The 25,407-nt window shown below is 39.2% G+C and carries 24 protein-coding genes and 4 tRNA genes; 8 read left to right on the top strand and 20 right to left on the bottom strand.

What is annotated here, in order from left to right; genetic code table 11:
* The 4 genes from EFT72_RS10065 to EFT72_RS10050 form a co-directional block, all read right to left on the bottom strand.
* Positions 1 to 1,023: a TRAP transporter substrate-binding protein gene (locus EFT72_RS10065; RefSeq protein WP_124066792.1), complete on the bottom strand. Its 1,023-nt coding sequence runs from the start codon at positions 1,021 to 1,023 to the stop codon at positions 1 to 3.
* Between the two features lie 213 nt (positions 1,024 to 1,236).
* On the bottom strand, positions 1,237 to 2,037 hold the full coding sequence (locus tag EFT72_RS10060) for a response regulator (RefSeq protein WP_124066791.1): 801 nt from the start codon (positions 2,035 to 2,037) through the stop codon (positions 1,237 to 1,239).
* Between the two features lie 13 nt (positions 2,038 to 2,050).
* Complete coding sequence (locus EFT72_RS10055; protein ID WP_124066790.1) at positions 2,051 to 3,517, bottom strand: histidine kinase; 1,467 nt, start codon at positions 3,515 to 3,517, stop codon at positions 2,051 to 2,053.
* A 287-nt stretch (positions 3,518 to 3,804) separates the two neighbouring features.
* Positions 3,805 to 5,484: a S8 family peptidase gene (locus EFT72_RS10050; protein ID WP_124066789.1), complete on the bottom strand. Its 1,680-nt coding sequence runs from the start codon at positions 5,482 to 5,484 to the stop codon at positions 3,805 to 3,807.
* A gap of 165 nt (positions 5,485 to 5,649) precedes the next feature.
* Here EFT72_RS10050 and EFT72_RS10045 point away from each other — a divergent pair, with 165 nt between their 5' ends.
* Positions 5,650 to 7,344 (top strand): S8 family peptidase, encoded by a 1,695-nt coding sequence (locus EFT72_RS10045; RefSeq protein WP_124066788.1) that lies wholly within the window; start codon positions 5,650 to 5,652, stop codon positions 7,342 to 7,344.
* 10 nt (positions 7,345 to 7,354) lie between these two features.
* On the opposite strand, the gene mscL is transcribed toward EFT72_RS10045, so the two are convergent.
* Both mscL and EFT72_RS10035 read right to left on the bottom strand, forming a co-directional pair.
* Entirely contained in the window at positions 7,355 to 7,822 is a 468-nt protein-coding gene (gene mscL, locus EFT72_RS10040) for a large conductance mechanosensitive channel protein MscL (protein ID WP_243109991.1), read from the bottom strand.
* 109 nt (positions 7,823 to 7,931) lie between these two features.
* Positions 7,932 to 8,513, bottom strand: coding sequence for a thymidine kinase (locus EFT72_RS10035; protein ID WP_124066786.1), 582 nt, complete (start codon positions 8,511 to 8,513; stop codon positions 7,932 to 7,934).
* Positions 8,514 to 8,965: 452 nt separating this feature from the next.
* On the opposite strand from EFT72_RS10035, the gene EFT72_RS10030 reads away from it, so the two are divergent.
* Together EFT72_RS10030 and EFT72_RS10025 are read left to right on the top strand one after the other, a co-directional pair.
* Positions 8,966 to 10,189, top strand: coding sequence for a 6-phosphofructokinase (locus tag EFT72_RS10030; RefSeq protein WP_124066785.1), 1,224 nt, complete (start codon positions 8,966 to 8,968; stop codon positions 10,187 to 10,189).
* A 172-nt stretch (positions 10,190 to 10,361) separates the two neighbouring features.
* Positions 10,362 to 12,023, top strand: a complete 1,662-nt coding sequence (locus EFT72_RS10025) for a diguanylate cyclase (RefSeq protein ID WP_124066784.1) — start codon at positions 10,362 to 10,364, stop codon at positions 12,021 to 12,023.
* Between the two features lie 49 nt (positions 12,024 to 12,072).
* On the opposite strand, the gene EFT72_RS10020 is transcribed toward EFT72_RS10025, so the two are convergent.
* Together EFT72_RS10020 and EFT72_RS10015 are read right to left on the bottom strand one after the other, a co-directional pair.
* Positions 12,073 to 12,156, bottom strand: a tRNA-Leu gene (locus EFT72_RS10020).
* Positions 12,157 to 12,203: 47 nt separating this feature from the next.
* Positions 12,204 to 12,287: transfer RNA gene (locus EFT72_RS10015), tRNA-Leu, on the bottom strand.
* Between the two features lie 158 nt (positions 12,288 to 12,445).
* Between EFT72_RS10015 and EFT72_RS10010 the strand changes: the two genes are divergently transcribed.
* Both EFT72_RS10010 and EFT72_RS10005 read left to right on the top strand, forming a co-directional pair.
* A tRNA-Leu gene (locus EFT72_RS10010) sits at positions 12,446 to 12,529 on the top strand.
* Positions 12,530 to 12,589: 60 nt separating this feature from the next.
* A tRNA-Asn gene (locus EFT72_RS10005) sits at positions 12,590 to 12,662 on the top strand.
* Positions 12,663 to 12,900: 238 nt separating this feature from the next.
* Here the strand turns inward: EFT72_RS10005 and EFT72_RS10000 are convergent.
* Positions 12,901 to 13,086, bottom strand: a complete 186-nt coding sequence (locus tag EFT72_RS10000) for a hypothetical protein (RefSeq protein ID WP_124066783.1) — start codon at positions 13,084 to 13,086, stop codon at positions 12,901 to 12,903.
* Positions 13,087 to 13,683: 597 nt separating this feature from the next.
* Here EFT72_RS10000 and EFT72_RS09995 point away from each other — a divergent pair.
* On the top strand, positions 13,684 to 13,914 hold the full coding sequence (locus EFT72_RS09995; protein ID WP_124066782.1) for a hypothetical protein: 231 nt from the start codon (positions 13,684 to 13,686) through the stop codon (positions 13,912 to 13,914).
* Positions 13,895 to 14,206, top strand: a complete 312-nt coding sequence (locus tag EFT72_RS09990; protein WP_124066781.1) for a YbjQ family protein — start codon at positions 13,895 to 13,897, stop codon at positions 14,204 to 14,206. The genes EFT72_RS09995 and EFT72_RS09990 overlap by 20 nt, the downstream gene beginning before the upstream one ends.
* Before the next feature lie 100 nt (positions 14,207 to 14,306).
* Here the strand turns inward: EFT72_RS09990 and rplT are convergent, their stop codons facing one another.
* From rplT to EFT72_RS09940, 10 genes are all read right to left on the bottom strand, one after another.
* Positions 14,307 to 14,663, bottom strand: coding sequence for a 50S ribosomal protein L20 (gene rplT / locus EFT72_RS09985; RefSeq protein ID WP_124066780.1), 357 nt, complete (start codon positions 14,661 to 14,663; stop codon positions 14,307 to 14,309).
* Positions 14,664 to 14,692: 29 nt separating this feature from the next.
* Entirely contained in the window at positions 14,693 to 14,890 is a 198-nt protein-coding gene (rpmI, locus tag EFT72_RS09980) for a 50S ribosomal protein L35 (RefSeq protein ID WP_124066779.1), read from the bottom strand.
* Between the two features lie 27 nt (positions 14,891 to 14,917).
* Positions 14,918 to 15,412, bottom strand: coding sequence for a translation initiation factor IF-3 (gene infC, locus EFT72_RS09975; protein ID WP_124066778.1), 495 nt, complete (start codon positions 15,410 to 15,412; stop codon positions 14,918 to 14,920).
* A gap of 330 nt (positions 15,413 to 15,742) precedes the next feature.
* Entirely contained in the window at positions 15,743 to 16,057 is a 315-nt protein-coding gene (locus tag EFT72_RS09970) for a DUF1540 domain-containing protein (protein WP_124066777.1), read from the bottom strand.
* Between the two features lie 107 nt (positions 16,058 to 16,164).
* Positions 16,165 to 18,126, bottom strand: a complete 1,962-nt coding sequence (gene thrS, locus EFT72_RS09965) for a threonine--tRNA ligase (RefSeq protein WP_124066776.1) — start codon at positions 18,124 to 18,126, stop codon at positions 16,165 to 16,167.
* A 339-nt stretch (positions 18,127 to 18,465) separates the two neighbouring features.
* A complete protein-coding gene (locus tag EFT72_RS09960; protein ID WP_124066775.1) occupies positions 18,466 to 19,374 on the bottom strand; it encodes an AEC family transporter in 909 nt (302 codons plus the stop codon).
* A 73-nt stretch (positions 19,375 to 19,447) separates the two neighbouring features.
* Complete coding sequence (locus EFT72_RS09955; RefSeq protein WP_124066774.1) at positions 19,448 to 20,518, bottom strand: branched-chain amino acid aminotransferase; 1,071 nt, start codon at positions 20,516 to 20,518, stop codon at positions 19,448 to 19,450.
* A gap of 138 nt (positions 20,519 to 20,656) precedes the next feature.
* Positions 20,657 to 22,024: an MATE family efflux transporter gene (locus EFT72_RS09950; protein ID WP_124066773.1), complete on the bottom strand. Its 1,368-nt coding sequence runs from the start codon at positions 22,022 to 22,024 to the stop codon at positions 20,657 to 20,659.
* Positions 22,025 to 22,099: 75 nt separating this feature from the next.
* Complete coding sequence (locus EFT72_RS09945) at positions 22,100 to 22,531, bottom strand: PPC domain-containing DNA-binding protein (RefSeq protein WP_124066772.1); 432 nt, start codon at positions 22,529 to 22,531, stop codon at positions 22,100 to 22,102.
* A gap of 44 nt (positions 22,532 to 22,575) precedes the next feature.
* Positions 22,576 to 23,244 carry a YoaK family protein gene (locus EFT72_RS09940; RefSeq protein ID WP_124066771.1) on the bottom strand — a complete coding sequence of 223 codons (669 nt, stop codon included), beginning with the start codon at positions 23,242 to 23,244 and terminating at the stop codon, positions 22,576 to 22,578.
* A gap of 214 nt (positions 23,245 to 23,458) precedes the next feature.
* On the opposite strand from EFT72_RS09940, the gene EFT72_RS09935 reads away from it, so the two are divergent.
* Positions 23,459 to 24,835, top strand: a complete 1,377-nt coding sequence (locus tag EFT72_RS09935; RefSeq protein ID WP_124066770.1) for an MATE family efflux transporter — start codon at positions 23,459 to 23,461, stop codon at positions 24,833 to 24,835.
* 49 nt (positions 24,836 to 24,884) lie between these two features.
* Here the strand turns inward: EFT72_RS09935 and nrdG are convergent, their stop codons facing one another.
* Positions 24,885 to 25,403 (bottom strand): anaerobic ribonucleoside-triphosphate reductase activating protein, encoded by a 519-nt coding sequence (gene nrdG, locus EFT72_RS09930; protein WP_124066769.1) that lies wholly within the window; start codon positions 25,401 to 25,403, stop codon positions 24,885 to 24,887.
* Positions 25,404 to 25,407 lie beyond the last annotated feature (4 nt).

Genomic DNA, 25,407 nt, shown 5'->3' with positions numbered 1-25,407 from the left:
TTATTGTCCTCCCTTTGCTTTCTCGTTCATTTCTTGAATGTGTTTATACAAATCAACAATTTTCAGATTTTTCTTAAGCATGTCTTCATGAAGAGGAAGTACCTTTTCTTTAAACGGCTCTATATCAACGTCAATGAATTCTACTCCCATGTCATTTTTCGCTGTTTTCTTTGCTTCTTCTATGCTTTTATCCCATTCAGACATTTCTACTTTTGTAGACAGTTTTGCAGCATCTATAAATACTTGATATTCTTGTGGGCTTAATCCATTAAGGAACTTCAAATTAGCAACCAGCATATCTGGCACCATTTGGTGTTTATTGTAAGAGTAATACTTTGCGACTTCCCCATGCTTATTATTGGTTAATGCAAGCTCATTGTTTTCCGCTCCATCAATCACCCCCTGTTGGATTGCAGTATAAACTTCACCAAATCCCATTGGTGCTGCTGCTGCTCCAAACGCATTAACCATCGATACACTAGCAGGGCTTTGCTGAACTCTGATCTTCATCCCTGTCAGATCATCCGGTGTGCGAATTGGGGTTTTGGCATAAAAATTTCTGGTTCCAGCGTTATACCAGGTAACAACCCGAAACCCAGCCTCATCCGTAGATGCATAGATGGATTGCATGTAGTCCGTATCCTGCATCACGGATTGGTAGACCTCTTCTGAATTAAAAAGATAAGGCATACTAAATATTTCGTAAACACCAGCAAAGGTTTCTAAATTAGCCGTTCCAGCAACCACAAAATCGATGGCTCCTGTCTGTGTTAATTCTATTGCCTTCTGAGCTGATCCAAGAATTTCATTGGGAAAAATCTGTACCTCGTATTTATCTCCCAGATTTTCCTCCACATACTGTTTAAATGCAAGTAAGCCCAAATGCTCTGGATGGGTCTCCGACTGTGCATGTGCAATGCGAATAATTCGTTTTCCAGATGTTACAGAACCACAACCAGCAAGACTGGCTACAAGAGCAGCTGTCAATATGCCTACTGCTAATTTTTTTAAGAATTTCTTCATACAATTCCTTTCCTTCCCACCTGTACCTGCCTAAAAAGCAAAAAAATAAGCCCCAGGTATACATAATCGATTCATTAAGGTTTGGCGATATCCTTAATACTTTCTCAATTATATAACTTGAAGCTTTCATTTGTACCGTAAATCTTTGTCCTCTAAGAAGAATATTTTAACATCCCAATGGTTGCTTTCGACAATTTGCATAAATTATATGTGCTATTTTTGTGCACTTTTACAGTCTCTGAATTCCGAGGGCAGCATACCCGTAATTCGCTTGAACACCTTGGCAAAGTAATTGGAATCAAAATATCCCACCTGGCTGCTGACGTCTTTTACACTTGCCTTTTTATTCATCAAAAGCTTTTTTGCCTCTCGAATCCGTACCTTTGTCAAGTAAGATGTGAAATTTTGATCAAAACACTGTTTAAACAATTTGCAAAAATACGCATCCGAGTAATGCAGCATCTGGGCTGCATCTTGCATCGAAATCTCTTCCATATAATGTTTCATAATATAATCTCGTATGGTTTCGGCCACTTCTTTTTTCGAATCCCCTCCAGAAAAATCATCTGGATCCATATCTAAGTTCCATTTGGAATCCGTTTGGAGATTTGCCGATCCCTTTCCAATGAACAAAATCCGGCTATCAACCAATCGCATGGCTTCTTCCATAACAGATAGCAGTTCTTCTTCATCACAGGGTTTTAGCAGATAATCCAAAGCCCGGACTACAATGGCTCTCTTGGCATAAGAGAATTCATCATATGCCGTTAAAAATATGATCACGCAGTCCGCACTCAACATGCGAATTTGCTCCGCTGCCTCTACTCCATTTAACTCTGGCATCGCAATATCTAATATAACAATTTGGTTTCTTTCCTCCTCAAATCGCGTAAATGCCTCCGCCCCATTGGCAGCTTCACTGATTGTAATGTTGTCACCAAAGTGTTTTTTTAGTTTTCTAGCCAAAGCCATTCGTTCAATTTGTTCATCATCTGCTAACAAAATGTGATACATCGTATTCTCCCTGTCATGTTCTATGGTTACTTGGGGTAAAAGCAAGTTGTACGGCTGTCCCTTTACCAGAACTGCTATAAAGAAAAACATCTCCATCCGAATACATCCCATGAACTCTCCGATAGATATTCCCGACTCCGATTCCTGTGTTTTTTTCATCCCTGTATTTTAATGATTCCAAGATTTTCTTTCGTTTCTCTTCTGGGATTCCTACTCCAGTATCTGCAACAGAAATCCATAGTCTTCCATCTCTTATCCAAGAACGGATCAGGATTATCCCCCCTTTGCAGGTAGACGACAACCCATGCATTACCGCATTCTCCACCAGCGGTTGCAGAGAAAATGATGGGATTAGAATGTCTAGTGTTTCTGGATCGCAATCCGTTTTATAACGGATCCTCTGGCCAAAACGCATCTGCTGTAAATACATATAGTCACGCACTACCTTTAATTCACGTTCCAGCGGCATAACGGAATCCGTTGATTTTAAATTATAGCGAAACAGGCTGCTAAGTGCGGATATCATCTTTTCCGTAGTTTCTGCATCTTCTATCTGCGCTGTACTGGAGATCATATTCAAAGTATTAAAGAGAAAATGAGGGTTGATCTGGTTTTTCAGCATTTGCAGACGCACCTGCTCTAACTGCTTTTCCATGGCATGTCTCTCTGTTAATGCATTGATATAACCTTTCGTTGATGACTTCATTCTAGCGAACGCAGTCACCAGTTTCGCGATCTCATCTTCTCCCTCTCCTTCTGTTATTATATCTTTCCCTGAAAAATCATTCTGTCCAATTTTAACGGAATCCTTGGCCAGTTCTATCACCGGTCTTATAATACTTTTATGAACCGATTGTTTTAGCAATCGAACAAAAAGTAAAGAAAGCGCGCCCAAAATCAAGCTTACCACAGGCAAGATTACCAATAGATATCTTTCTTTTTCATACCTTTCATTTCCACTTTTCACCGTCATCTGCTCTAGCTGACCTGCGTAAGTAGTAAGATAACCCTGAAGTCGGTATATGGTGTAAAGTTTTTTTGTATCGGATTGATCCTTCGTTGACACAAATAAATAATTATCCCGGTATTGCGAATAATTTTTATACAAATTGCGAATGGACCAAACCTTTGCATACCGGTATCTTCCAATTTTCTTGTAATCATAAGAGAGTTCCTCGATGGATTTTTTTGTATCTTTGCATGCAGCCTCATAAGAAATATAACTTTCTTTTGTCTGCTCTCTTATGTAGGATGCAAATGTATTTTTTTCATTCTCAATCGCCGACCACAAGGCCAAACTCTGGGAATTGCTTTTTAACACGGAACTGAATCCTCTCATTCCATATCCAGCGACAAGTAAACTAGCAGTGATCGATAATAGAATGACCGATGCTCCACTAACTGCAATATAGTTCATTTTTGTTTGCAGGGACAATTTTGACCAGAATGAAAACAGCTTTCTCTTTTTCTTTTCTTTCATTCCCTTCGCCTTTCAAAATACATGATATCAATGGACATTTTAAGACAGAGTATACCAGTTTATTTCAAACTTTTCAAGCCGTAGCTCCAACACATTGAAATACACCGCACCTTATATTGAATCGATGACAAAAAAAGCCCTGTCTGCGACGCCTTTGCCGCAAACAGGGCTTTTTAAAAGGGGAGGATAAGTATTCACTTATCTTTGGTATAATTCTATTATGGCCTATATCAGGCAAAGTATTCAAAGAAATAAAAATAAATTATTTTTTAATTAAATTCCAACATTTATATATTCGTAAGACGTTCAAATAGACGGTTAACTTCAATCTGTCCATATCCCCATATGTTATTTGGATAGGTATTGTTACTGCTTCGCTGCGCCCCACGAATAAGCAGACGATTGATATCATTCCCTGTAATATTGGTATAATTCCCTCTTGCAACGGACCATTCAAAGACCATTGCTATCACTCCTGCTGCCTGTGCTGCAGCGGCTCCGCAACCGGTTATGGTTCCATATTGGTTTCCTGGAAGTGCACAAGTGATCTGATACCCAGGTGCCGCAACATCCGGTTTCACATAACCAGTTCTTGTATAGCCTCTCCCTGATTCCGTAAGGATACTTCCACTAATCTGATTATATGCGGTAACCGTAAGTGGACTGGTCGCATTGCCTGGAGACGTAATGGTGGTATCTGGATTGGAATTTAAGAAAAAAGTATTCTCTGAAATAATATCTCCAGAAGGCAGCCACGTATGGAAGGAAAACGGTTCCTGATCCAGATTTTTTAATTGAATTGTCCAAATCCCAGGCAGCGGGTTCTGAAACCGCATTAAAATCATTGGGTCACCGGTCTCTTCTTCAAATATATAATTATTAATATATACAACGCCTTCATTAAATACAAAGAAAAATCGTCTACAGTCTCCAAAAGCTGGAAAAACTTCCCCTGTGGTCTCTTTGTTTGGAGTCGTAATTTCTATGGATAGTCTTGCCGGTGCAAAAGGCCAAAGTTCTATGGCAAAAAGTTTATCATTTTCTCCCACCCGTAATTCAAAACTGTTTGAATAAGGCCCCTCCGTTGTATTATTAAAGTAATGACGTCGTTTATTTGCCTCATTTCCAGCGGAGATTGAGACACCTATCATAGGTTGTTGGCTAAGAAAATTAGTAAAATAACTCGTTGCACCTCTTCCGTCATGGCTTGACTGATTTGTTCCCATTGCAATACAGATCGCAATGGGTCGGTTTAATTGCTGGGCAATGGTCGTTACGTAGCTCAAGCCAATAATTAAGTCCGATTCCTGGTAGCATAAAACGTTCTCAGGAACAAAGAATATTTTCTTTAAATTTTCTTTTGCAGGCTTTAATTTTACGATTAAAAGGTCTGCTTCGGGAACAACACCAGAAAATGCTTGACTTATGTTCGGCTTTCCAGCCATGACGCTTGCAATTGCAGTCCCATGCCCATTGGTATCAACTGACGGAACAACCGATAAGGGATCTTCGGATTTTAGTGCCATATTAATATATTCTCTTGTATATTCAGTTCCATATGTAAATCCTTCAGGCGGTTCCCCATCTTGGATTGTCTGATCCCATAGGGATAGGATTCTAGTGCTTCCATCGTTATATAAAAATGCCGGATGCTGGTAATCAATTCCGGTGTCAATTACTGCCACTAACACGCCTCTTCCAAACAATGCCAAAAAAGGATTGCTTTGCACCGTTATAATTCCAGATCTCTCTAAACTCAAAGTTGCACTCAAGGTCAACAATGATGGAAATGCATTATAAGAATAAGTACCTAAATCACATGGATTCACCGAAGAATTAGGAACCGGAATATGAGCCAGAGAATTTCTCAGATCCATAAAGGTTATGTTATCTCCTGTATTGTAAGCCGATTCCATAACGTTACTGATAATAATATCATAATAATTATCGTCTATAATTTTTTGCATGATCGGCCTCCCTAATTATAACAGATTACACATATGATATATAGTATGCAAAAACTTTTCATTATGAATCATAAAATTATACATTCCAAAGGAGTACTCATATAAATTGTTTACAAGAATACTATGTATCATAGAACTGTCGGAGTACCAAGAGGGGAATCTATTATGATGAAAATACTAAACAATGATTATTATGATCTCTTCATTCAGAATCTGTTAATTCCAACCAATCATGCTGGTGATGATATCACTCCGCTAACCGACCACCAGTCCTTACTTCACGTATCAAAAAAAAATATGGATCGCTGCGATCTTGGATTCAATCAATACCATCTATTTCCGACTTTGTATACATTAAATTCTGAGCTAGGCTATGAAATCGATTCCAAACCACAACCAATGAAATATGCACAAACTGATGATAACCAGACATTAAACTTATATGGACAGGGCGTGATCATCGGTATTGTTGATACGGGGATCGACTATCGGCATCCAGTTTTTCTAAACAATGATAAGACCACTAGAATTCTTTCCATTTGGGACCAAACCAATCAGGAAGGAACTCCTCCCAAAGGATTTACTTTTGGCAGTGAATACACAAAGGCTGCGATCAATCAATCTCTTGTATTTCATGACCCTCTATCCATGGTACCGGTCACTGACACAAATGGACATGGAACAGCGATTGCAAGTATTATTGCGGGAAGCCAACAAACGACACCCGTTTTTCGTGGTGTTGTTCCCAATGCAAATATTGCAGTTGTTAAATTAAAAGAGGCCAAGCAGAATCTCAAAGATGTGTTTTGCATTCCAGAAGATAAATTATGTTTTCAGGAAAGCGATATCATCCTTGGGGTCCGTTATTTAACCCAATTAGCAAAAAAACTAAAGCGCCCGATTGTATTATGTATCGCCTTAGGAAGCAGCCAGGGAGATCATGATGGCAGAGGCATTTTAAGTAATTACTTAAATGAGTTGGTACAGTTGCCAGATATCGGTATTTCTGTCTCTGCTGGAAATGAAGGCAACAATAACAGACATTATTACAATCAAACCCTATATCCTCCATTCATCCATGAGTTTCAACTAAGGGTAGGATTGGAGGAGACCATGTTTTCCATGGAGATCTGGCCCAATATACCAAGCAGACTCTCCATCCAAATCATTAATCCCAATCAAGAAATCATTTCCCGAATCGAACCATCGTTTGATGATTGCATAAAAAAACAATTTCAATTAAGCGAAGGGATTGTATGGATTAATAACATGGCATTTGAACGAGGAAGTGGGAATCAGTTAATCCTACTACGGTTTGTATCTCCCACTCCAGGCATCTGGCAATTTCGGTTAATAAGCTCAGATAATTCCTTTTTCTCCTTTAATGCATGGTTGCCTTCCCAGAATTTAATAACGGATGGTACTTACTTTTTACGCCCTGATCCAAATACAACCATTACCGCTCCTGGCAATACCAGACGCATTCTGACTGTATCCGCCTACAAGGAACAAACGGAACAGATTGTACTTGAATCCAGCCGCGGTTATACAAGAACCGATCTGGTTAAGCCAGATCTTGCCGCTCCTGGCTACCTCATCCCATGTGCAATTCCTGATAACAAATATGGTACATTGACCGGAACCGGAGCTGCAGCTGCTTATGCAGCTGGTGTCATTGCCATTGTTTTTGAATGGACTCAGGGGAAAGGAAATTTCACTTACATCACAGGAGAACAAATCAATCAAATGCTAGTTAGAACCGCCATGCGCAGTGTTGAATACCGTTATCCCAATAACATATGGGGATACGGCATTATCAACTACCATTTTCTACTTAGACGCCTATCTGAATTATTGTAGTTTATAACCTTTATCCGGATGTCTGATTGTTAGAATCTAACTGGCTTGTGCAATAGGGACAGCGTTTTGCATTGGTGCTGATCTTTTTATAGCAGTAGGGACAACTTTTTTCTGAGGGGACAGTTAATTGTCCCGTTTTCGTCCCATTTAGTACGTTAATCGCTTTGATCATGAAAAATATTACAATCGCCATAATTAAAAAATTAATCACAGACGTAAGAAACAAGCCATAAGCAAATACCGGTCCAAATGCTTGTGCTTCTGCCAAAGAACGAACCGACTCTCCTTCCTGCGGATGATAAAGAAGAATAAAGTGATTTGTAAAATCAACTCCTCCAGTGAAAACGCCTAGCAATGGAGCTATCACATCCTGTACCAATGATTTTATAATGGTTTGAAATGCAGAACCAATAATTACACCAACTGCCAAGTCAACTACATTTCCACGAAGTACAAACTCTTTAAATTCTTTCAATATTCCCTTCTTTTTTCTTTTCCCCATACGAATTCCTCTCTTTGTGTTTCTTTTAAATCCTGTTTTCATTAAGATGAGTCATTCTCCGTTAAATTATACCAGCTACTCCTGATCAATCCACTGTTTCATCTGGTTTTACTTTTCCTTCTTTATAGTGTTTCCTGCACAGAGACACATAATTATCATTGGCTCCTAAAAAAATCTGTTCCCCATCCCTCAAAATTTGTCCTTTTTCATCGATTCGTGCATTCATGTTTGCCTTTTTTCCACACCAGCATACAGTTTTTAACTCTGTAATATCATCTGCCAGCTCCATCAATCGTCTGGATCCAGGGAATAGATGAGAAGCAAAATCGGTACGAAGTCCATAACACAAAACCGGGATTTTATAATCATCAACAATAGATGCCAACAGATCAATATCTGATTCTTGTAGAAATTGAACCTCATCTACAATAATAGCATCGTACCCTCTTACCGTTCTCTCATCGTAATTTTGTAATTCCGACCACAAAATACACTCGGCTTGAATTCCCAATCTGGATTTGACCATATTTTGACCATCTCTGGTTTCTATATCAGGTTTTACAAGTAATACACGTTTTCCCTTCTCTAAAAAGTTGTATCTCGTCATAAGCGCATTTGCTGTTTTAGAACTTCCCATGGCTCCGAATCTAAAATATAACTTAGCCATATTTTCCTCCTTTTTTCTTCCCTATTTATTTCAAAGATTAAACTCCTCTACTATACTATAAAAACCAACACTTTTCTATATCTCACATAAAATAATGAATCGGTAAATTCACAAAGTTTTCACAAGCCGTACAAAAAAAGTTTACATCCTCTCCAAAGTTTTTTCACATCTTATTACTATACTTAAATTATAAGCAAGAACAACTCCAAACTTGTTTAGTAAAACTTTTTTTCATAACTTGCCGGTGAAACCCACATTTCACCGGCTCCTCCCTTTTCTGGCCCTTTTTTCCTTATATTACCATGCCTATCTTCTCACCTATTTTCCTGATGTTTTTTGATTTGTATGTCGTTTTTTGTCGTTTTTGTGCCCTTTTCCATTGCAAAGATGATCGTTCTATTATAGAATAGGGAAAGTGCTTCTGGCACATGTAAATTTGGAGGAAACGATACATGAAGAAAAATGCAATCGTAGGGCAGTCAGGTGGTCCTACTGCAGTAATCAATGCAAGCCTTTACGGCATTATAAAAGAAGGAATGGCTCACGAAGAGATCGACCAGGTTTATGGTATGATCAACGGCATCGAAGGCTTCATGTCTGGTCATTATATTAATTTAACCAAAGAATTAACATTAGAAGAACTTGAAATTCTAAAATTAACGCCTTCTGCCTATCTTGGTTCATGCCGATATAAACTTCCCGATGATTTAACATCACCTTTTTATTCGGCACTTTTTGAGAAATTCAGAGAAAGTAACATTGGATATTTTTTCTATATTGGTGGAAATGATTCTATGGATACAGTGAGCAAGTTGTCCCGTTATGCCGCTAGTAATGGTTCGGACATCCGCTTTATCGGAATTCCAAAAACCATTGATAACGACTTAGTACTTACCGATCACACCCCTGGATTTGGCAGTGCTGCAAAATACGTTGCCAATACAGTTCGTGAAATCGTTTTAGATTCTTCTGTCTATCAGCAAAAATCAGTTACTATAGTCGAATTGATGGGACGTCATGCCGGTTGGTTAACTGCTTCTAGCTCCCTTGCCCGAAAATATGAAGGGGACAATCCCCTACTTATTTACTTACCAGAGACAAGCTTTGATTTTGAACAGTTTACCTCCGATGTGGAAACTGCTCTCTCAAAAACAAATTCTGTCATTATCTGTATATCAGAAGGACTTTCTGACGCACGTGGTAAATTTATCTGCGAGTATGCAGATGAAGCCCAGTTGGATACTTTTGGGCACAAGATGCTGACAGGAAGCGGTAAAATCCTGGAAAACTTTGTGCGAAATCATTTCGGTGTCAAGGCTCGTTCCATTGAACTGAATGTGAATCAGCGTTGCAGTGGTATGATGACTTCTGCCACTGATATTACCGAATCCATAGAGGCTGGTAAAGAAGGTATAAAAGCTGCTTTGAACGGAATAACAGGTATGATGATCGCTTTTAAGCGCATCTGCAATTCCCCTTATCAAATGGAATGTATCTGTGTGGATGTCAATCAAGTCTGTAATCAAGAGAAACTATTTCCTTCTGAGTGGATCAGCAAGCACGGTACTGATGTTACTTTAGAATTCGAAACCTATGCACTGCCCCTCATTCAGGGAGAATTGGAACGCAAGATGGATAAGGGAAGACCCGTCTATCTCTATCGGGACAGGTTTTAATCTCTCAAAACCCCAAAAAGTTCTTACTTCCATTCACGGTCTCGTGATTGGAAGTAAGACTTTTTTTTTCCTATATCTCACAGGAGGTAATTATAGTCATACTTTCGACTCCCATTTCATATAATCTAATTAGAGTCTATTTTTTCGAAAGCACTTATGGGAGAAAATAACAATGAACGGAGAATATTTTTTAGATCGCATTCCATGCGGCATATTAAAGATCAAGGACGATGAAGCTTTTACCATTTTAACTTTCAACCAAATGGTGGAAACATGGTTTCAGTCGCCGTTTTCCATGTCGGATCTGGTCTACGAGGAGGATTATCCCTCGTTTCGAGATGAATTGCGCCAACAACTTACAACCTTTGAATCCCCCTTTCAATTGGGATTCAAAACAACAAACGCTGAAAATCCCATGTTTATCTCCATGGAAATAAACTATGCACCAGAAGAGGGAATTCTGTACTGTTCCATGACAGATGTTACTTCTTATAAGAAATACCAGCAGGAATTAAGAGTCCGTGAGGAACAATACCGCTTGGCAAGCCAGCATTCCGGATGTCTTATCAGCATCTATGACATTTCATCAAGAACTATATCTTCTTCACCAGAATTCACCCGGATTTTCCCTTCCTCGTATACGCTCCCCATTTCACCTGAATTTCTAATTGAACATGATATTGTACATAAAGAGAGTATTGTTGACTTTTTAGATTTTTATCAGAACATGGAGCAGGGAATTCCAGAAGGCGAATGCATTGTAAGATTGAAAACGGGGTCAGGAAATTATCATTGGTTTTCAAAGCATTACACTCTCTTATGTAGGGAAGATCAAAAGCCCTTACGGAGCATTATTTCTTATCAGGATATTACAGATCAGTATGAGAAAGAACTTGCTTACCAGAGATGGATGGAATACATGCGGGAACAGAAAAAAAATTGTATCGGCTATTATGAATACAATCTAAAGTTTGACCTTTTTGAAGAAATCATTGGCGAGTTAAAGCAGGAAATACCTGACTATGCTGTCCGTTCTTTTTCTGACATTATGGCTTACATTGCTAAGAAAGAGATCTATGAAGAAGACCGGGAACGATTTCTTAAATTTTTCCATAAAAATCAGATGCTTTATCATTATTACAGGGGCGACCGATCTCTTAAATTGGAACACCGTCGTTTAAAAAAAGATGGAAGCATTTATTGGGTTCAGAGTATGGTTCAAATCGTCTGTGATCCATACACGGATGCCATCAAGGCCTTTATACTGATTAAAGATATTGATGCATCAAAACGGGAGGCACTTACTTTACGGGAACTTTCGGAACAGGATTCTTTAACTGGACTGCTGAACCGGGCCGCTGCTATCCGTACCATTCGTCACGCTTTCCATGAAAGCAATGGGCATCACATTCTTATTATGTTGGATATTGATCGTTTCAAACAACTAAACGATAACTACGGGCACCAATTTGGTGACAAAGCACTTCACTGTGCAGCATCAAGACTAAAATCTGCTCTAAGAAGAGAGGATATCTTTGGACGTCTCGGAGGGGATGAATTTATAATTTTACTAAAAGATGTCTCTTATAGCATGGATCTGTATGCCCGTTTGGAAAATTTATGTAGTTTAATTGGAAGCGCCTTAGAACCGGAAGCCCATATTTCAGGAAGTCTTGGAACGGCTGTTTACCCGGAAGACGGAAAGACATTTGAAGAACTTTATGAAAAGGCAGATATTGCACTATATCATGCAAAGAAACACGGACGTAACCAATATGTCGTTTATGAGTCCGGCATGAGTATGGCAAAGAGCGAAAAAGATTTTTCTAAATAAAACAAGGTTTTCACAATCATACAACTGTGAAAACCTTGTTTTCCAATAATGCGGGAGATGGGACTTGAACCCACACGATCATACAACCACAAGATCCTTAGTCTTGCCTGTCTGCCAATTCCAGCACTCCCGCATTCGCTAAATAGGAAACCTATACAAATATAAATATGTAAGGTTACGTGCAGAAGAAGGGACTTGAACCCTCAAGGTATTGCTACCACACGGACCTGAACCGTGCGCGTCTGCCAATTCCGCCACTTCTGCAATTCGTCATCTTCTTTCGCGACAACAATAGCTATTATAGTATACAAGCACATATATGTCAATAAAAATTTACGATAAAATGGAAAAAGTTTTTTTGTGTATACTTTTCAAAAAACATTGACAATTATTATTAAAAATGGTAAGATAAACGTCGTTGTGCGGGAGTGCTGGAATTGGCAGACAGGCAAGACTAAGGATCTTGTGAGTGTATGCTCGTGTGGGTTCAAGTCCCATCTCCCGCATTTATTTCTATCTTTTTCCTATTGACATATCTTTATTTATGAGTATAATAGATTTTATATTCCTTGATAGCTCAGTTGGTAGAGCAAACGGCTGTTAACCGTTGGGTCGTAGGTTCGAGTCCTACTCGGGGAGTTTTCGTATAAGCACATAGAGCGTGTGCTTTTTTTGTGGATATTCAATCCACACATGAAACAGATGTGTTCTCCCATGAGTAAGAAGAACACATCTGTTTTTCTATTTTAAGCATAATTTTCTGGATACATACATAATATGAAATGTACATACCTGTCAGGGTGGTACAGAGGTGCCAATGCACCAGAATAATTAGAGTGGAAGCCTCAATCTCCTGTAGGCTTCCACTCCACTTTCTTTAGCGGCAGCCACAGTCATCATTATTGTAGTAATCATCACATACCTCGTTGTCATTATAACCATACCATCTGCACGAATTATACCCATCACGATATCCTTCCCAGTAAGCTCTGCGTCTCTCTTCTTCGCAATGGTCGTATCCATTGCCACAGCTATTATTACATGTTCCCCAAAAACAACACATATCTAACACCCCTTCTATTTAATTATATAGTATTATATGGGACAAAATAGCAAGTTGTGATTTCTATCTCTTTTCCATTAACTGCTCAAAAAAAACATCATATACTGGTAGTAACTTACTAGGAAAGGAAATAAACCTATGCCCCCATTTATACCAAATAATCCACCACCACAAAGGTCTGGAGCCCAAACTAATTCTATGCCTACCACCGCTCCTCCCCTCACAACGCCTCAAAAGCCATCCCAGGCTCGTGCAGGTACAAGGTCCGTCAATCCAAATTCTATTCGCAACTGCATGGGACGATTCACTTACATCTGGATGCGTAATGGTCAGGAATTCTGGTTTTTCCCAATACAAATATGGCGTGACAGCGTAGCCGGCTTTCGATGGGACCGAAGATTTGGCTGGACTTATACAGGAATATCATTAAATCAGATTGATATGTTTACTTGTTCCTGATAACATTGGTTCTTCGTATAAAAGTTAAACAACATACAAATTATTTATTTTAATGGCTTTCCAAATTTCTTTTTATATTGTATAATGTTATTTATATAACTCAATTGTTAACTTTAGGTAAGATTGTGAGGGATTGTGATGAAGTCGCATACAAAAAAGTTAATTGCACCTATTATAATCACCTTTATTATGGTTCTGTTATTCATAAGTTCGGCATTTGAGTTTATCTTTACAAGGGGCCTACCGATATGGGCAACCATCATCGGCTGTCTGATCCAATTGTTCTTAGCAATCATCAGCATATACACGCTGATAGAACGAATGAAAGAAATAAGGAGTGGAGAAGAAGATGATCTTAGTAAATACTGATTACATTACAGGCAAAGAATTGGAAATGCTAGATTTAGTAAAGGGAAGTACCATTCAGTCAAAAAATATTGGACGTGATATTACACAGAGTTTTAAAACAATTGTTGGCGGAGAACTAAAATCATACACATTAATGATGAACGAAGCTAGAGCTCTTGCTACAAAACGTATGGTTGCAGAAGCAGAATCTCTAAACGCAGATGCAGTGGTTAATATCCGATACGCCTCCTCTGCTGTTATGCAAGGAGCGGCGGAAGTTATTGCATATGGTACGGCAGTAAAATTCAAATAAACACAAAACCCTGTTGGCGATCCAAAGAAGCCAACAGGGTTTTTCTTGAGGGTACCAAAAAACCCCGCAAACACATAGGTTTCGGGGTTTCACGATATAATTAAGCCACTTTAGATTTTATGAGATCAGCTAACTTTGCAAATCCTTCTGCATCATTAACTGCCATATCTGCAAGGACTTTTCTATTTAAATCAATTCCAGCCAATTTCATACCATGCATAAACACACTGTAAGATACACCATTAATACGTGCAGCTGCATTAATACGTGCAATCCATAACTGTCTGAACTGTCTTTTTCTTTCTTTTCTACCTGCATATGAGCTAGTTAACGCTCTCATAACGGACTGTTTTGCAACTCTATACTGTTTGGAACGAGCGCCTCTATAGCCCTTAGCCATCTTTAATACTCTATTGTGTCTCTTCTTAGCGTTCATACCGCCTTTTATTCTTGCCATCGGTTTTTCCTCCTTCTTAACTTAAAATCTTATAAATATGGTAGAATTTTTTTCATTACTTTTGCATTGGTTGCGTCAGTAACAATATCTTTTCTAAGGTTTCTTTTTCTCTTAGCAGATTTCTTAGTTAAGATGTGAGATTTGTAAGCTTTATTTCTTACAAGCTTTCCTGTTCCTGTAACTTTGAAACGTTTTGCTGCTGATCTGCTTGTTTTTAATTTAGGCATTGTATTTTCCTCCTTGATAATGTTCTATTAGCGTTTTGCGGTTAAAAACATAACCATGCTTCTTCCTTCCACTTTGGATGGCTTGTCAATGGTTGCGATATCGGCTAAATCCTTTGCGAAATTATCCAGAATATATCTTGACTTTGACATATGCGCCATCTCACGACCTCTAAAACGTAAGGTAACCTTAACTTTATCTCCCTTTTCGAGGAACTTCCTTGCGGCGCCCATCTTTGTGTTCAAATCATTTGTATCAATATTAGGAGATAAACGAACTTCTTTCAATTCGATTACCTTCTGTTTCTTTTTAGCTTCTTTTTCTTTTCTTGCCAGTTCATATCGATATTTTCCATAATCAATGATCTTACAAACAGGTGGCTTTGCTGTTGGAGCAATCTTCACCAAGTCAAGCTCCGCTTCTTTTGCCATCTGCAATGCATCTTTTGAAGATATAATCCCCAATTTCTCACCATTTTCGCCGATTAACAGAATCTCTTTATCTCTGATCTGTTCATTAATCATTAAATCGCTAATTGTCGTGCACCTCCATAAAATTGTGTGTGTTGGCCGGAATCACATTACTGCCCTAAGGCACAAAAAAAGTAGATAGACAAACGCTATCCACCACCAAAGTCTCTACACAGTACACCTACGCATAAAAGGCTATGAACCAGGGTCACTTGCTCGTGCCATGGTGAGGCGGATACCTACTTTCCTGTCTGTTGCTTCCACAACACTAATTATAATACTATATATTCCCCTAATTGTCAATTATTTTTTTACTTTTTAGATCAATAGTAAGGGAGCAAAGATACACCAACAATCACCGGCATATCTTTGCTCGCTTTTCCGTTATCTGGTTTTAAATGAGGTACACTCGGTATGTCCTGCTTCATTGGCACCATCGCCTGCAATGCCGATGTGCTCTGCAGAACAATGACGCCCCTCATTGTAAACGCAGTTAACTGCCTCACAATCAACTTCCAACCTGCTTTCTGGAGTTTTGAATAAGTTATGAAAAGAACCATCCTTATTTTCATCAAAACTGCCACAACAGGTTTCATACGTGTCTTTTGCTTGGGACCCTTCTACAATAATCGCAGCTTTACAACAATAATTGTCTGAATTATGCAGACAGTTCGTTACATTACAGTCTAATTTTGTCATGACCCATTGCCTCCTGAAGTTCTTATTGAGTTTACGTTTTTCGAAAATAGTATGTGCAACGGGTCATAATAATATTCTTTTTAAGTTCAAACAAAGTTGATCTCAAACTATTTTTTTGTTTCTTCTACTTCAATTTCTTTAATTTCTTTTGTACGAATTTCGGAACAGATGTCTTCAATAAATGTCTCTAAAGGACGTTGCCCCTCATCTCCATGAAAACGGCTGCGAACGGAAATAACTCCTTCTTCCTCTTCTTTTTGGCCAACCACCAGCATATAAGGAAGTTTCGACAAACGCGCTTCTCTGATTTTATAACCGATTTTCTCTGCACGTTCATCCACCGTTGCAAGGATACCATTCTGTTTTAATTTTCCAACTACTTTTCCAGCATACTCATGGTATTTTTCGGAAATCGGCAATACACGAACCTGTTCCGGACATAACCAAGTAGGGAAGGCTCCTTCATATTTCTCGATCAACCAGGCCAGCGTTCTCTCATAGCATCCCAAAGAAGTTCTATGGATAATATAAGGACGTTTTTTGGAACCATCTTTATCAACAAAGTTCATATCAAATCGCTCTGCCAAGAACATATCCAACTGTATGGTGATCATAGTATCTTCTTTTCCATATACATTCTTCGCCTGTATGTCAAGCTTTGGTCCATAGAATGCTGCCTCACCGGCTACTTCAGTATATTCAATCCCGATATGATCAAGTATCTTTCGCATCATACCTTCTACTTCGTCCCACATCTGAGGATTTCCCATATATTTTTCAGAGTGCTGCGGATCCCATTTTGACATCTGATAAGTTACATCTCCATCTAGCCCCAATGTTGTCAAACAGTATTTAGCAAGATCCACACAGCCTTTAAATTCTTCTTCAATCTGATCTGGGCGGACGATTAAGTGACCTTCTGAAATGGTAAACTGGCGGACGCGGGTTAATCCATGCATCTCTCCAGAGTCCTCATTCCGAAACAAAGTGGAGGTCTCTCCATATCGACAAGGCAAATCACGATAAGACTTTTGGCTCTGCTTATATACATAATACTGGAATGGGCAGGTCATCGGTCGAAGTGCAAACACTTCCTCGTCGCTTTCTTCGTCACCTAGTACAAACATTCCTTCTTTATAATGATCCCAGTGATCGGAAATAACATAGAGGTCTTTTTTCGCCATTAAAGGAGTTTTCGTCCTCATATACCCCCGTCTTTCTTCCTCATCTTCTATCCAGCGTTGTAATGTCTGAACAATCTTTGCCCCCTTAGGCATCAGTAAAGGAAGTCCCTGGCCAATGACATCAACCGTTGAAAAAATTTCAAGTTCACGCCCTAGCTTATTGTGGTCACGGTTTTTAATATTTGCCAGGTATTCCAGATATTCGTTTAATTCATCTTTCTTTGCAAATGCAGTTCCATATACTCGAGTCAGCATTGCGTTCTTCTCACTGCCTCTCCAATAAGCACCAGAAGATGAAGTAAGTTTAAATGCCTTAATTGGTTTTGTACTCATAAGATGAGGACCAGCGCAAAGATCTGTAAAGTCTCCTTGACGATAGAAAGAAATCTCCGCATCCACAGGTAGATCCTGAATCAGCTCTACCTTATAAGGTTCTCCTTTTTCCTCCATAAACTTAATTGCTTCTTCTCTTGGAAGGGAGAAACGTTCGATTTTTATACCTTCTTTTATAATCTTTTTCATCTCAGCTTCAATTTTGTCCAGATCTTCTCTTGAAAAAGAAGGAATGTCAAAATCATAATAATATCCATTTTCAATGGAAGGACCAATGGCCAGTTTTGCCTCTGGATATAGCCTCTTAACTGCCTGTGCCAAAATATGGCTGGCGGTATGACGGTAAGCGGAAAGCCCCGCTGGGTCATTCACCGTTAAAATGTTTAATTCACAGTCGTTGCTTACTTCGGTTCTTAAATCTACTACGGTTCCATCTATCTCTCCTGCGCAGGCATTTCTTGCCAGACCTTCGCTGATATCTGCAGCAATATCTATTACTGCCATTGCCTGTTCATATTCTTTAACTGATCCATCTTTTAATGTAACTTTCATCTTTCTATCTCCTTTACAACATGAAATTTCAGAATAAAAAAAGCCCCTTTCCATACGTTTCCATATAGAAAGGGACGATTCAACCAAGATCGCGGTTCCACCCTTATTGAGTGAACGTCACAGACGTTCAGACCACTTATTTTGATGATAACGGAATCACCGTTCCCGATTAAGGACGCTCCAAGCTGGTCTTCTCATAACATTCCGGTAAAGCACTTCCACCCTATGTGCTTCTCTCTATACCTTCCTGAAATAATACTGGTCTTGTCATTGCTTTTTCAATATTCCTTCTGTCCTTAAATTATAGCACGGATCATACGTTTGTCAAGTATCCGATTTCTATAATAATATAATAAGTGCTGCGGTAATTGCTATAATACTAATGATTATGGATAGTGAATTCACCGCACTCGCTAATTCTACATCTCCATTTAAAGCTCCAGTAAAAGCCGGTGCTACCGACGCAATAGGTCCTAACGATACAATGGCAAGTGTCTGCCTGACTTCCACACCAAAGGGTGTCAGAAAATAAAACCCTACTGCCATCAGACCTGCAATTAGATATCTTACACCAAGTATTTTTAAGATTTTATCAAGTTTTTCTTTCTCCATTCGTATCTCAAAACCGATACCGAGCATCAAAAGAGCAAGAAATGCATTGGCACCTCCAGCCGTATCCGCGAAGCTGATTATGACCATAGGAAGCTTAAAATCAAATATGGTAAGAAGTGTCATAATAACATACGTATCAAAGGGAACCGAAGAAAACAACTTTCTCATCATTTTTAAAATAGAAGGCTTATCCTCACCTATCACCATGCCAGCAAGAGAATAAGTCAATCCGGTACACATCACTGAATTACCAGCATCAAATAGACTGGTTGCAGCAAAGCCTATGGGACTTAAAAAACTCTGCACAAACGGCATCGTAAAATTACCTATGTTATAACCAGACATATTTAGCATGGCAAACGCTTTCGATTCCTTGCTACCGGAACCATTCATGAAATAACCGACAACAATTGTAACTAAATTGCAAGCAATCCCTATCACGCACATCGTTAACAGAGAATAATCCATCGTTATCCTGCTGAAATTGGATATAATCGCAGCCGGAAGAGTTATCCTGATTACGATACGTGAAATCAGATAAAAATCCTTTGCATGAAAAAAACCTGTCCGCTTGAACAGGTACCCCATGATAATAATTGCAACGAATGCAACCGCTTTCGTCAGTACTTCCGCCATATACAGCTCCTTTATCCATCCAGCACCGAACAATAGAATCCGGCGGATAAACCGCCAGATCTATATGATGTACTTAATTAACGGTCATACTCCAACCTCGGGGACCAGCCACTTTGCCAAGTTGAATACCGGTGATGGTGTCATATAATTTTTGTGTAAGATCTCCGATCTTTCCGTTGCCAATGGACATACGATCCTCTTCGTAACGGAGTTCACCTACGGGTGATATAACCGCTGCCGTACCAGTTCCAAAGCACTCTTCTAAGGCACCAGTGCGAGCCGCCTCTACCACCTCATCGACGGATATAATCCGTTCTTCAACTGGAACATTCCACTCTTTGCAAAGTGCAATAACAGAATCTCTGGTAACGCCTGGGAGTATGCTCCCATTCAATTGCGGTGTTATAACGGTACCATTGATTTGAAAAAATATATTCATGGCCCCAACTTCTTCAATGTATTTACGGAAAACTCCATCTAGCCACAACACCTGAGAATACCCTTCCTCATGAGCCTTCACCTGAGATGCCAAAGATGCTACATAATTTCCACCTGTCTTTGCTTCCCCAATTCCACCTTTTACAGCCCTTACAAATTCATCTTCAATCCAGATTTTAACCGGATTCAAACCACTTGCATAGTAAGCACCTACTGGAGACAGAATTATCATGAATTTATACGTATGGGAGGGTCTTACCCCCAAAAATGGATCCGTTGCGATTACAAAAGGTCTGATATAAAGAGAAGTTCCCGGTTTCATGGGAATCCAGTCTTGATCAACTAAAACCAACTGTTTTAATGCTTCTAAAAATAAATCCTCGGGTATATCAGGAATGCAAAGTCTACGGTTGCTTCGATTGGCACGTTCTATGTTCTTATCCGGACGGAATAATAAAATTCTTCCATCCTCCGTTTTATAAGCTTTTAAGCCCTCAAACATCTCCTGTCCATAATGAAACACCATCGCTGAGGGTTCCAGATCCAGCTTATGATATGGCACAATTCGGGGATCATACCAGCCTTTCCCTTTTTCATAATCCACCTCAAACATATGGTCAGTAAATATCGTACCAAATGTCAATGGATTTTCTTTGCCTGGTTTTTCGTTCGGGCTAGTCGTTTTCTCGATTCTAATTGTCTGCATTCTATCCTCTTCCTTTCCCATACCGCCATAACTGTCAGTTTTTTAATTTGTTTATCATTATCTTCCAAAATACACCAACTGTCAAGAATTTTTCATCCAATTCACCTACCTATTCGAAATCCGAACCATAACCTCTGGTTATTTCTCTTTCCTCTTTTCACTCAGTTCAGGCCATACCGTGACCAACATGGTTATAAAGCAGGCACTTCCGCCAACTAGATTAGAGACTGGTTCAGCCATCAATACCCCAGCCGTACCATTGCCCAATATTTGCGGAATAAAGAGAATCAAGGGAATTACAATAACAACTTTACGGAATATCGAAAAGAACACAGCCCTTTTGGCTTTTCCAAGTCCTACAAATATAGACTGTCCGGCAAACTGAAGAGACATAAAAAAGAATCCGAAGTAGTAAATCCGAAGGGATGGAACGCCTGCCCGGATTAGTTCTGGTTCTTTATTGAAGATTCTGATAAAAAATTCCGGAAATCCGTGTACCAATCCCCACATCGCCGTGGTGTATAAGATTGCTACGATTGAAACAAACTTAATCGCTTTTTTTACACGTTTATATTCACCTGCTCCATAATTAAAGCCAATAACCGGCTGGCAACTGTTGGTAATTCCACTTACCGGCATAGAAATCACTTCCCTGACCGAATTAATCACAGTCATAATTCCAACATACAAATCTCCTCCGTAATGCTGCAAGGATGAATTATACATAATCTGAACCAAACTATTTGTGATTGCCATAGTAAACCCAGACATTCCAAGTGCCACAATGCGTTTCACCCGCTCTGTCTGCAACCGAAAGCAGGAAATTTTCAACCTCAGTATGGCTTTTTTACCGGTTAAAAACCGAACAATCCAGAGTGCTGAAAAAAACTGTGAGAGGATCGTGGCAAGCGCTGCCCCCTGTACCCCCATACCCAACATAAAAATAAATACAGGATCTAAAATAATATTAAAAATTGCACCCAGCAAAACAGTCATCATTCCTATGGTACCAAACCCCTGAGAATTGATAAAGCTGTTCATACCAAGACCAATCATAACAAAAACACTACCCAATAAATAGATACTGATATACTGGTTTGCATATGGATACGTCATATCACTGGCACCAAATAAATAGAGCATGGGCCTTTTAAATATTAGTCCAAGCGCAGTAAGTAAAAGACCGAAAAGCAACAAAAGAACAAAAGAATTCCCCATGATTTTTTCTGCTTCCCCGTCATTGCCCCGTCCTCTTTCAATCGAACATAAAGGTGCGCCTCCCATTCCAAATAAATTAGCAAATGCAATTACCATAGATATGATCGGCAAACATAAACCAATACCAGTAAGTGCCAATGTAGCGTGTTCTGGTATTCTCCCTATGTAAATTCGGTCAATAATGTTGTAAAGCACATTGATGAGCTGAGCCAATGTCATGGGAAGTGCGAGTTTTAATATATTTCCAATTACACTGCCCTTGGAAAAATCGTTTTTAGTTTCTGCCATTTTCTTACTACCTTTCCAACTGTTTTCCAAGCTGGTCATCGTTGTTCCATTTGAAACCAATGAGTCGTGCTGCTATCATTGCTCATCAAATTGGAATAAATTCAAACCTATGGTCTTATCTTCTCTTCGTTTTACCTTCCCCTGGATCTCTGTTACAATCAGTTCTCCAGTGGCGCTAATTACAGCTTGTCCCAAATGTCCACCGTAGCACTCACCCGTGCGGGGATTCCCAATCACCATATGCAGATGAAGGTAAGGAGCTTCGTCTTTTCTCGTAATGCTGCCCGTCAGGGAAGCAATCTCATAAAGTCCTTCGTATTCCCTACTGTAGTATTGTTTGTTTTCAGTATCAAACACCCCCAACTGCGCTGTGCCAACCGCTCCAAGACCCGTTATGGAAGCCAATGTGATTGCTTCATCCTTACAAAGTTTGTTTAAACATGTAAGAATCTCCTCCCCCGGATCAAGACGTACCACAAAAGTATGATCAAATTTTCTATATTCCATTTCAATCCTCCTGTTTTAACTTTATCTTATCGTTACAGTTTCCATCATTTTTGATCCTCACACACTTTTTCCTCACATGCCTGAATAAACATAATGCAAAAAACGACCATCAAAAGTGTACAAGAAACCCATATGGTTTTTTCTTTTAGATAAGGAGTCAAAAAACTTCCTACCGCTGCTCCCATAGCGAATATAGTAATGACACCATAATAACGCATGCTTTTTTCTAGAAATGATACATCCTTTGTATGGAAAAAACGGTAGAGCATTTCTGTCGCACTCCTTAAATTACCTATGCACATCGTACTGGCAAAGGCACTTCCCTTCACTTTCCGGAATGCTTCTACCTGCATAGCACAAACAAATGATACCAATGAATTGGCCTCGATTTGAAAAGAAACCGGCATAAATCCTACCAGAAACAACAAAATGATTTCAATCATCACCACAATCTGCCGCCAGTGAATCCATTGATGTTCCTTATAAATCTCCCTAATCTTTTCCGAAATAAAAATACCAGCACCAAACGCAAGTACCGGCAGGAAATAGCGTAAGGCATTCCGCCAGTTTTGGTTCATTAGATTATGAGTCAACATAATGATATTACCTGTCTGAGCATTGGCATATACTCCTCCTCGATAATAATAGGTATATGCATCTTGAAGTCCCCCCGATAGTGTCAGAAAGAACACAGTAACCATTGCTTCAGACATCTGCCCTTGAGTATTCTTTGGTATAATTAAAATCACCGCCTTTCAGAGAAATAATATAACATAAATCAAGCCGATTGAAAAGGATACCAGAGAGATAAATCACAAATAATCTGTAGTATTTCCAAAATCAATCATATTATTGGTAGATTTTCATCCTTATTTGCTTTATGCTTATTCATACATTAGAATTTATATTTAATAAAGGAGATATACGATGTCAACCAAAGCTAATTTATCCGGTCAGGATAAAGCATTCCGAGATTTTGCTTTAAATGGTGCAATATGGAAAGTCGTTTTGTATGTAGGAACGCCTCTGGCCCTGTACCAAAGTTTAAACCAGCTTTTCAAAATATTTGATGCCATAATGGCTGCTTATATAAGTGCAAATTCCGTTTCCGCTGTTGCCTATTTGTCCCAAATAAGTCTTATGCTATCTGCTCTAGGGGGAGGCCTTGCAATCGGGTCCAGCCTAAAGATCAGTGAGGCTTATGGAGCTGGAGATTTTGAGCTGGTAAAAAAACGAGTGAGCACTTTATTCGCTATGTGTGCGATATTAGGCGCATTTATCCTGCTAATTCTCATACCTGAGGCACCACAATTTCTTCGTCTGGCAAAAACTCCTGAAAAATTCATTGCAGAAGGAACCCAGTTTTTCCGACTGGAGCTTGTAGGTATGGTCATCAGTTTTTTTAACAACGTATACATAGCCATCGAACGAGCAAGAGGAAATTCAAAAAGAATTCTTTATTTAAATTTTTTTGTAATTTCCCTTAAGCTGTCCTTGACTGCATTGTTTGTTTACGGGCTGAAATCTGGAATTAACATGATTTCAATTGCAACCATTCTGTCACAATCCATGATTCTTATCGCTGCAATTATTAATCTAAACCAAAAAGATAATGCATTTGGATTTTCCCTCAAAAGCATTCAATTGACCCCATCTGTAACAAGACCCATGCTCCTTCTTTCGATACCTGTCATGATAGAAAAAGCTGCTTTTTCTTTTGGAAAAGTCATTATTAATTCCATGAGTACCATCTATGGTGCACTTACTGTAGGAGCCTTAGGGATTTCCAACAACATCGGTGGAATTACAACGATGCCACAGAATGGTTTTCAAGAAGGGGGCTCTGCAGTCATCAGCCAAAACATGGGAGCCGGCAAACCAAAACGAGCCTTACAAGCTTTTTACTGCATCCTCTTGATCAATATAATCATAGGTGCAGCCCTTATGTCCTTTTCTCTTATTTTTTTAAAGCAAATTACAAATCTTTATGCTGGAAACGATCCCCAGTTTGGGAACATGATCGCAACCATTTATCACTATGAAGCTTATGGTGCCATTCCACTTGGAATTAATGCTTCGGTTATGGCACTGCTTTATGGATTTGGCAAAACAAAACTTACATTAACCATTAATTTTTTCCGAGTTTTTGTATTTCGAATCCCTGTCCTATGGGCACTGCAAAATTATACCAGTTGCGGTTTCATTAGTATGGGAATCGTTATGGCTGTAAGCAACATCGCTACTGGCCTCTTTTCCCTTACCATCGGTTTGATTGAAATAAAAAATGCTAGTCTCTATGAATAGAACACGGGGAGTGTTACAGACCGAATTTCGGTTGCAGCACTCCCTGTTTTCATTCCCACAGTATTGTCTTCCCTGCTTTCAGGGATTGGGGAACCTTTATAATCTCCTGGTTTGTTGATCCTTTAAACCGAAGGTTTAAGTCCTTTTTATCTACCTCAAATTTTCCGTCTATCAAAACATCAATATAAGATAATATCTCTCTCGTCTCCGGAATTTCATTCCACATAGTACCAAGAATTTCCACCTCAAAATCGTATCCAGTATAGCACCAAATGGTCTTATCCGGATATTGTTCCTTCACCCTTTTTAGCAGGGGAAGAATTCCCTTCTGATTTCTAGGATGCATAGGTTCTCCTCCTAGCAGACTCAAACCAGAAATATAATTGTGGTCTAAATATGTAAGAATCTGATCTTCAGTTTCCTCTGTGTATTCTTTTCCGTAACAAAAATCCCATGCTTCTGCGTTAAAACATTCATCACAATAATGGGTACAACCGCTGACAAACAAAGAAACCCGTACCCCTGGACCATTGGCAACATCTGCTGGTTTGATGGTAGCATAATTCATTCTG

Source organism: Clostridium sp. E02 (assembly GCF_003833015.1).
Lineage (GTDB): Bacteria > Bacillota > Clostridia > Lachnospirales > Lachnospiraceae > Lacrimispora.
This window is presented reverse-complemented; position numbering and strand designations above follow the sequence as displayed.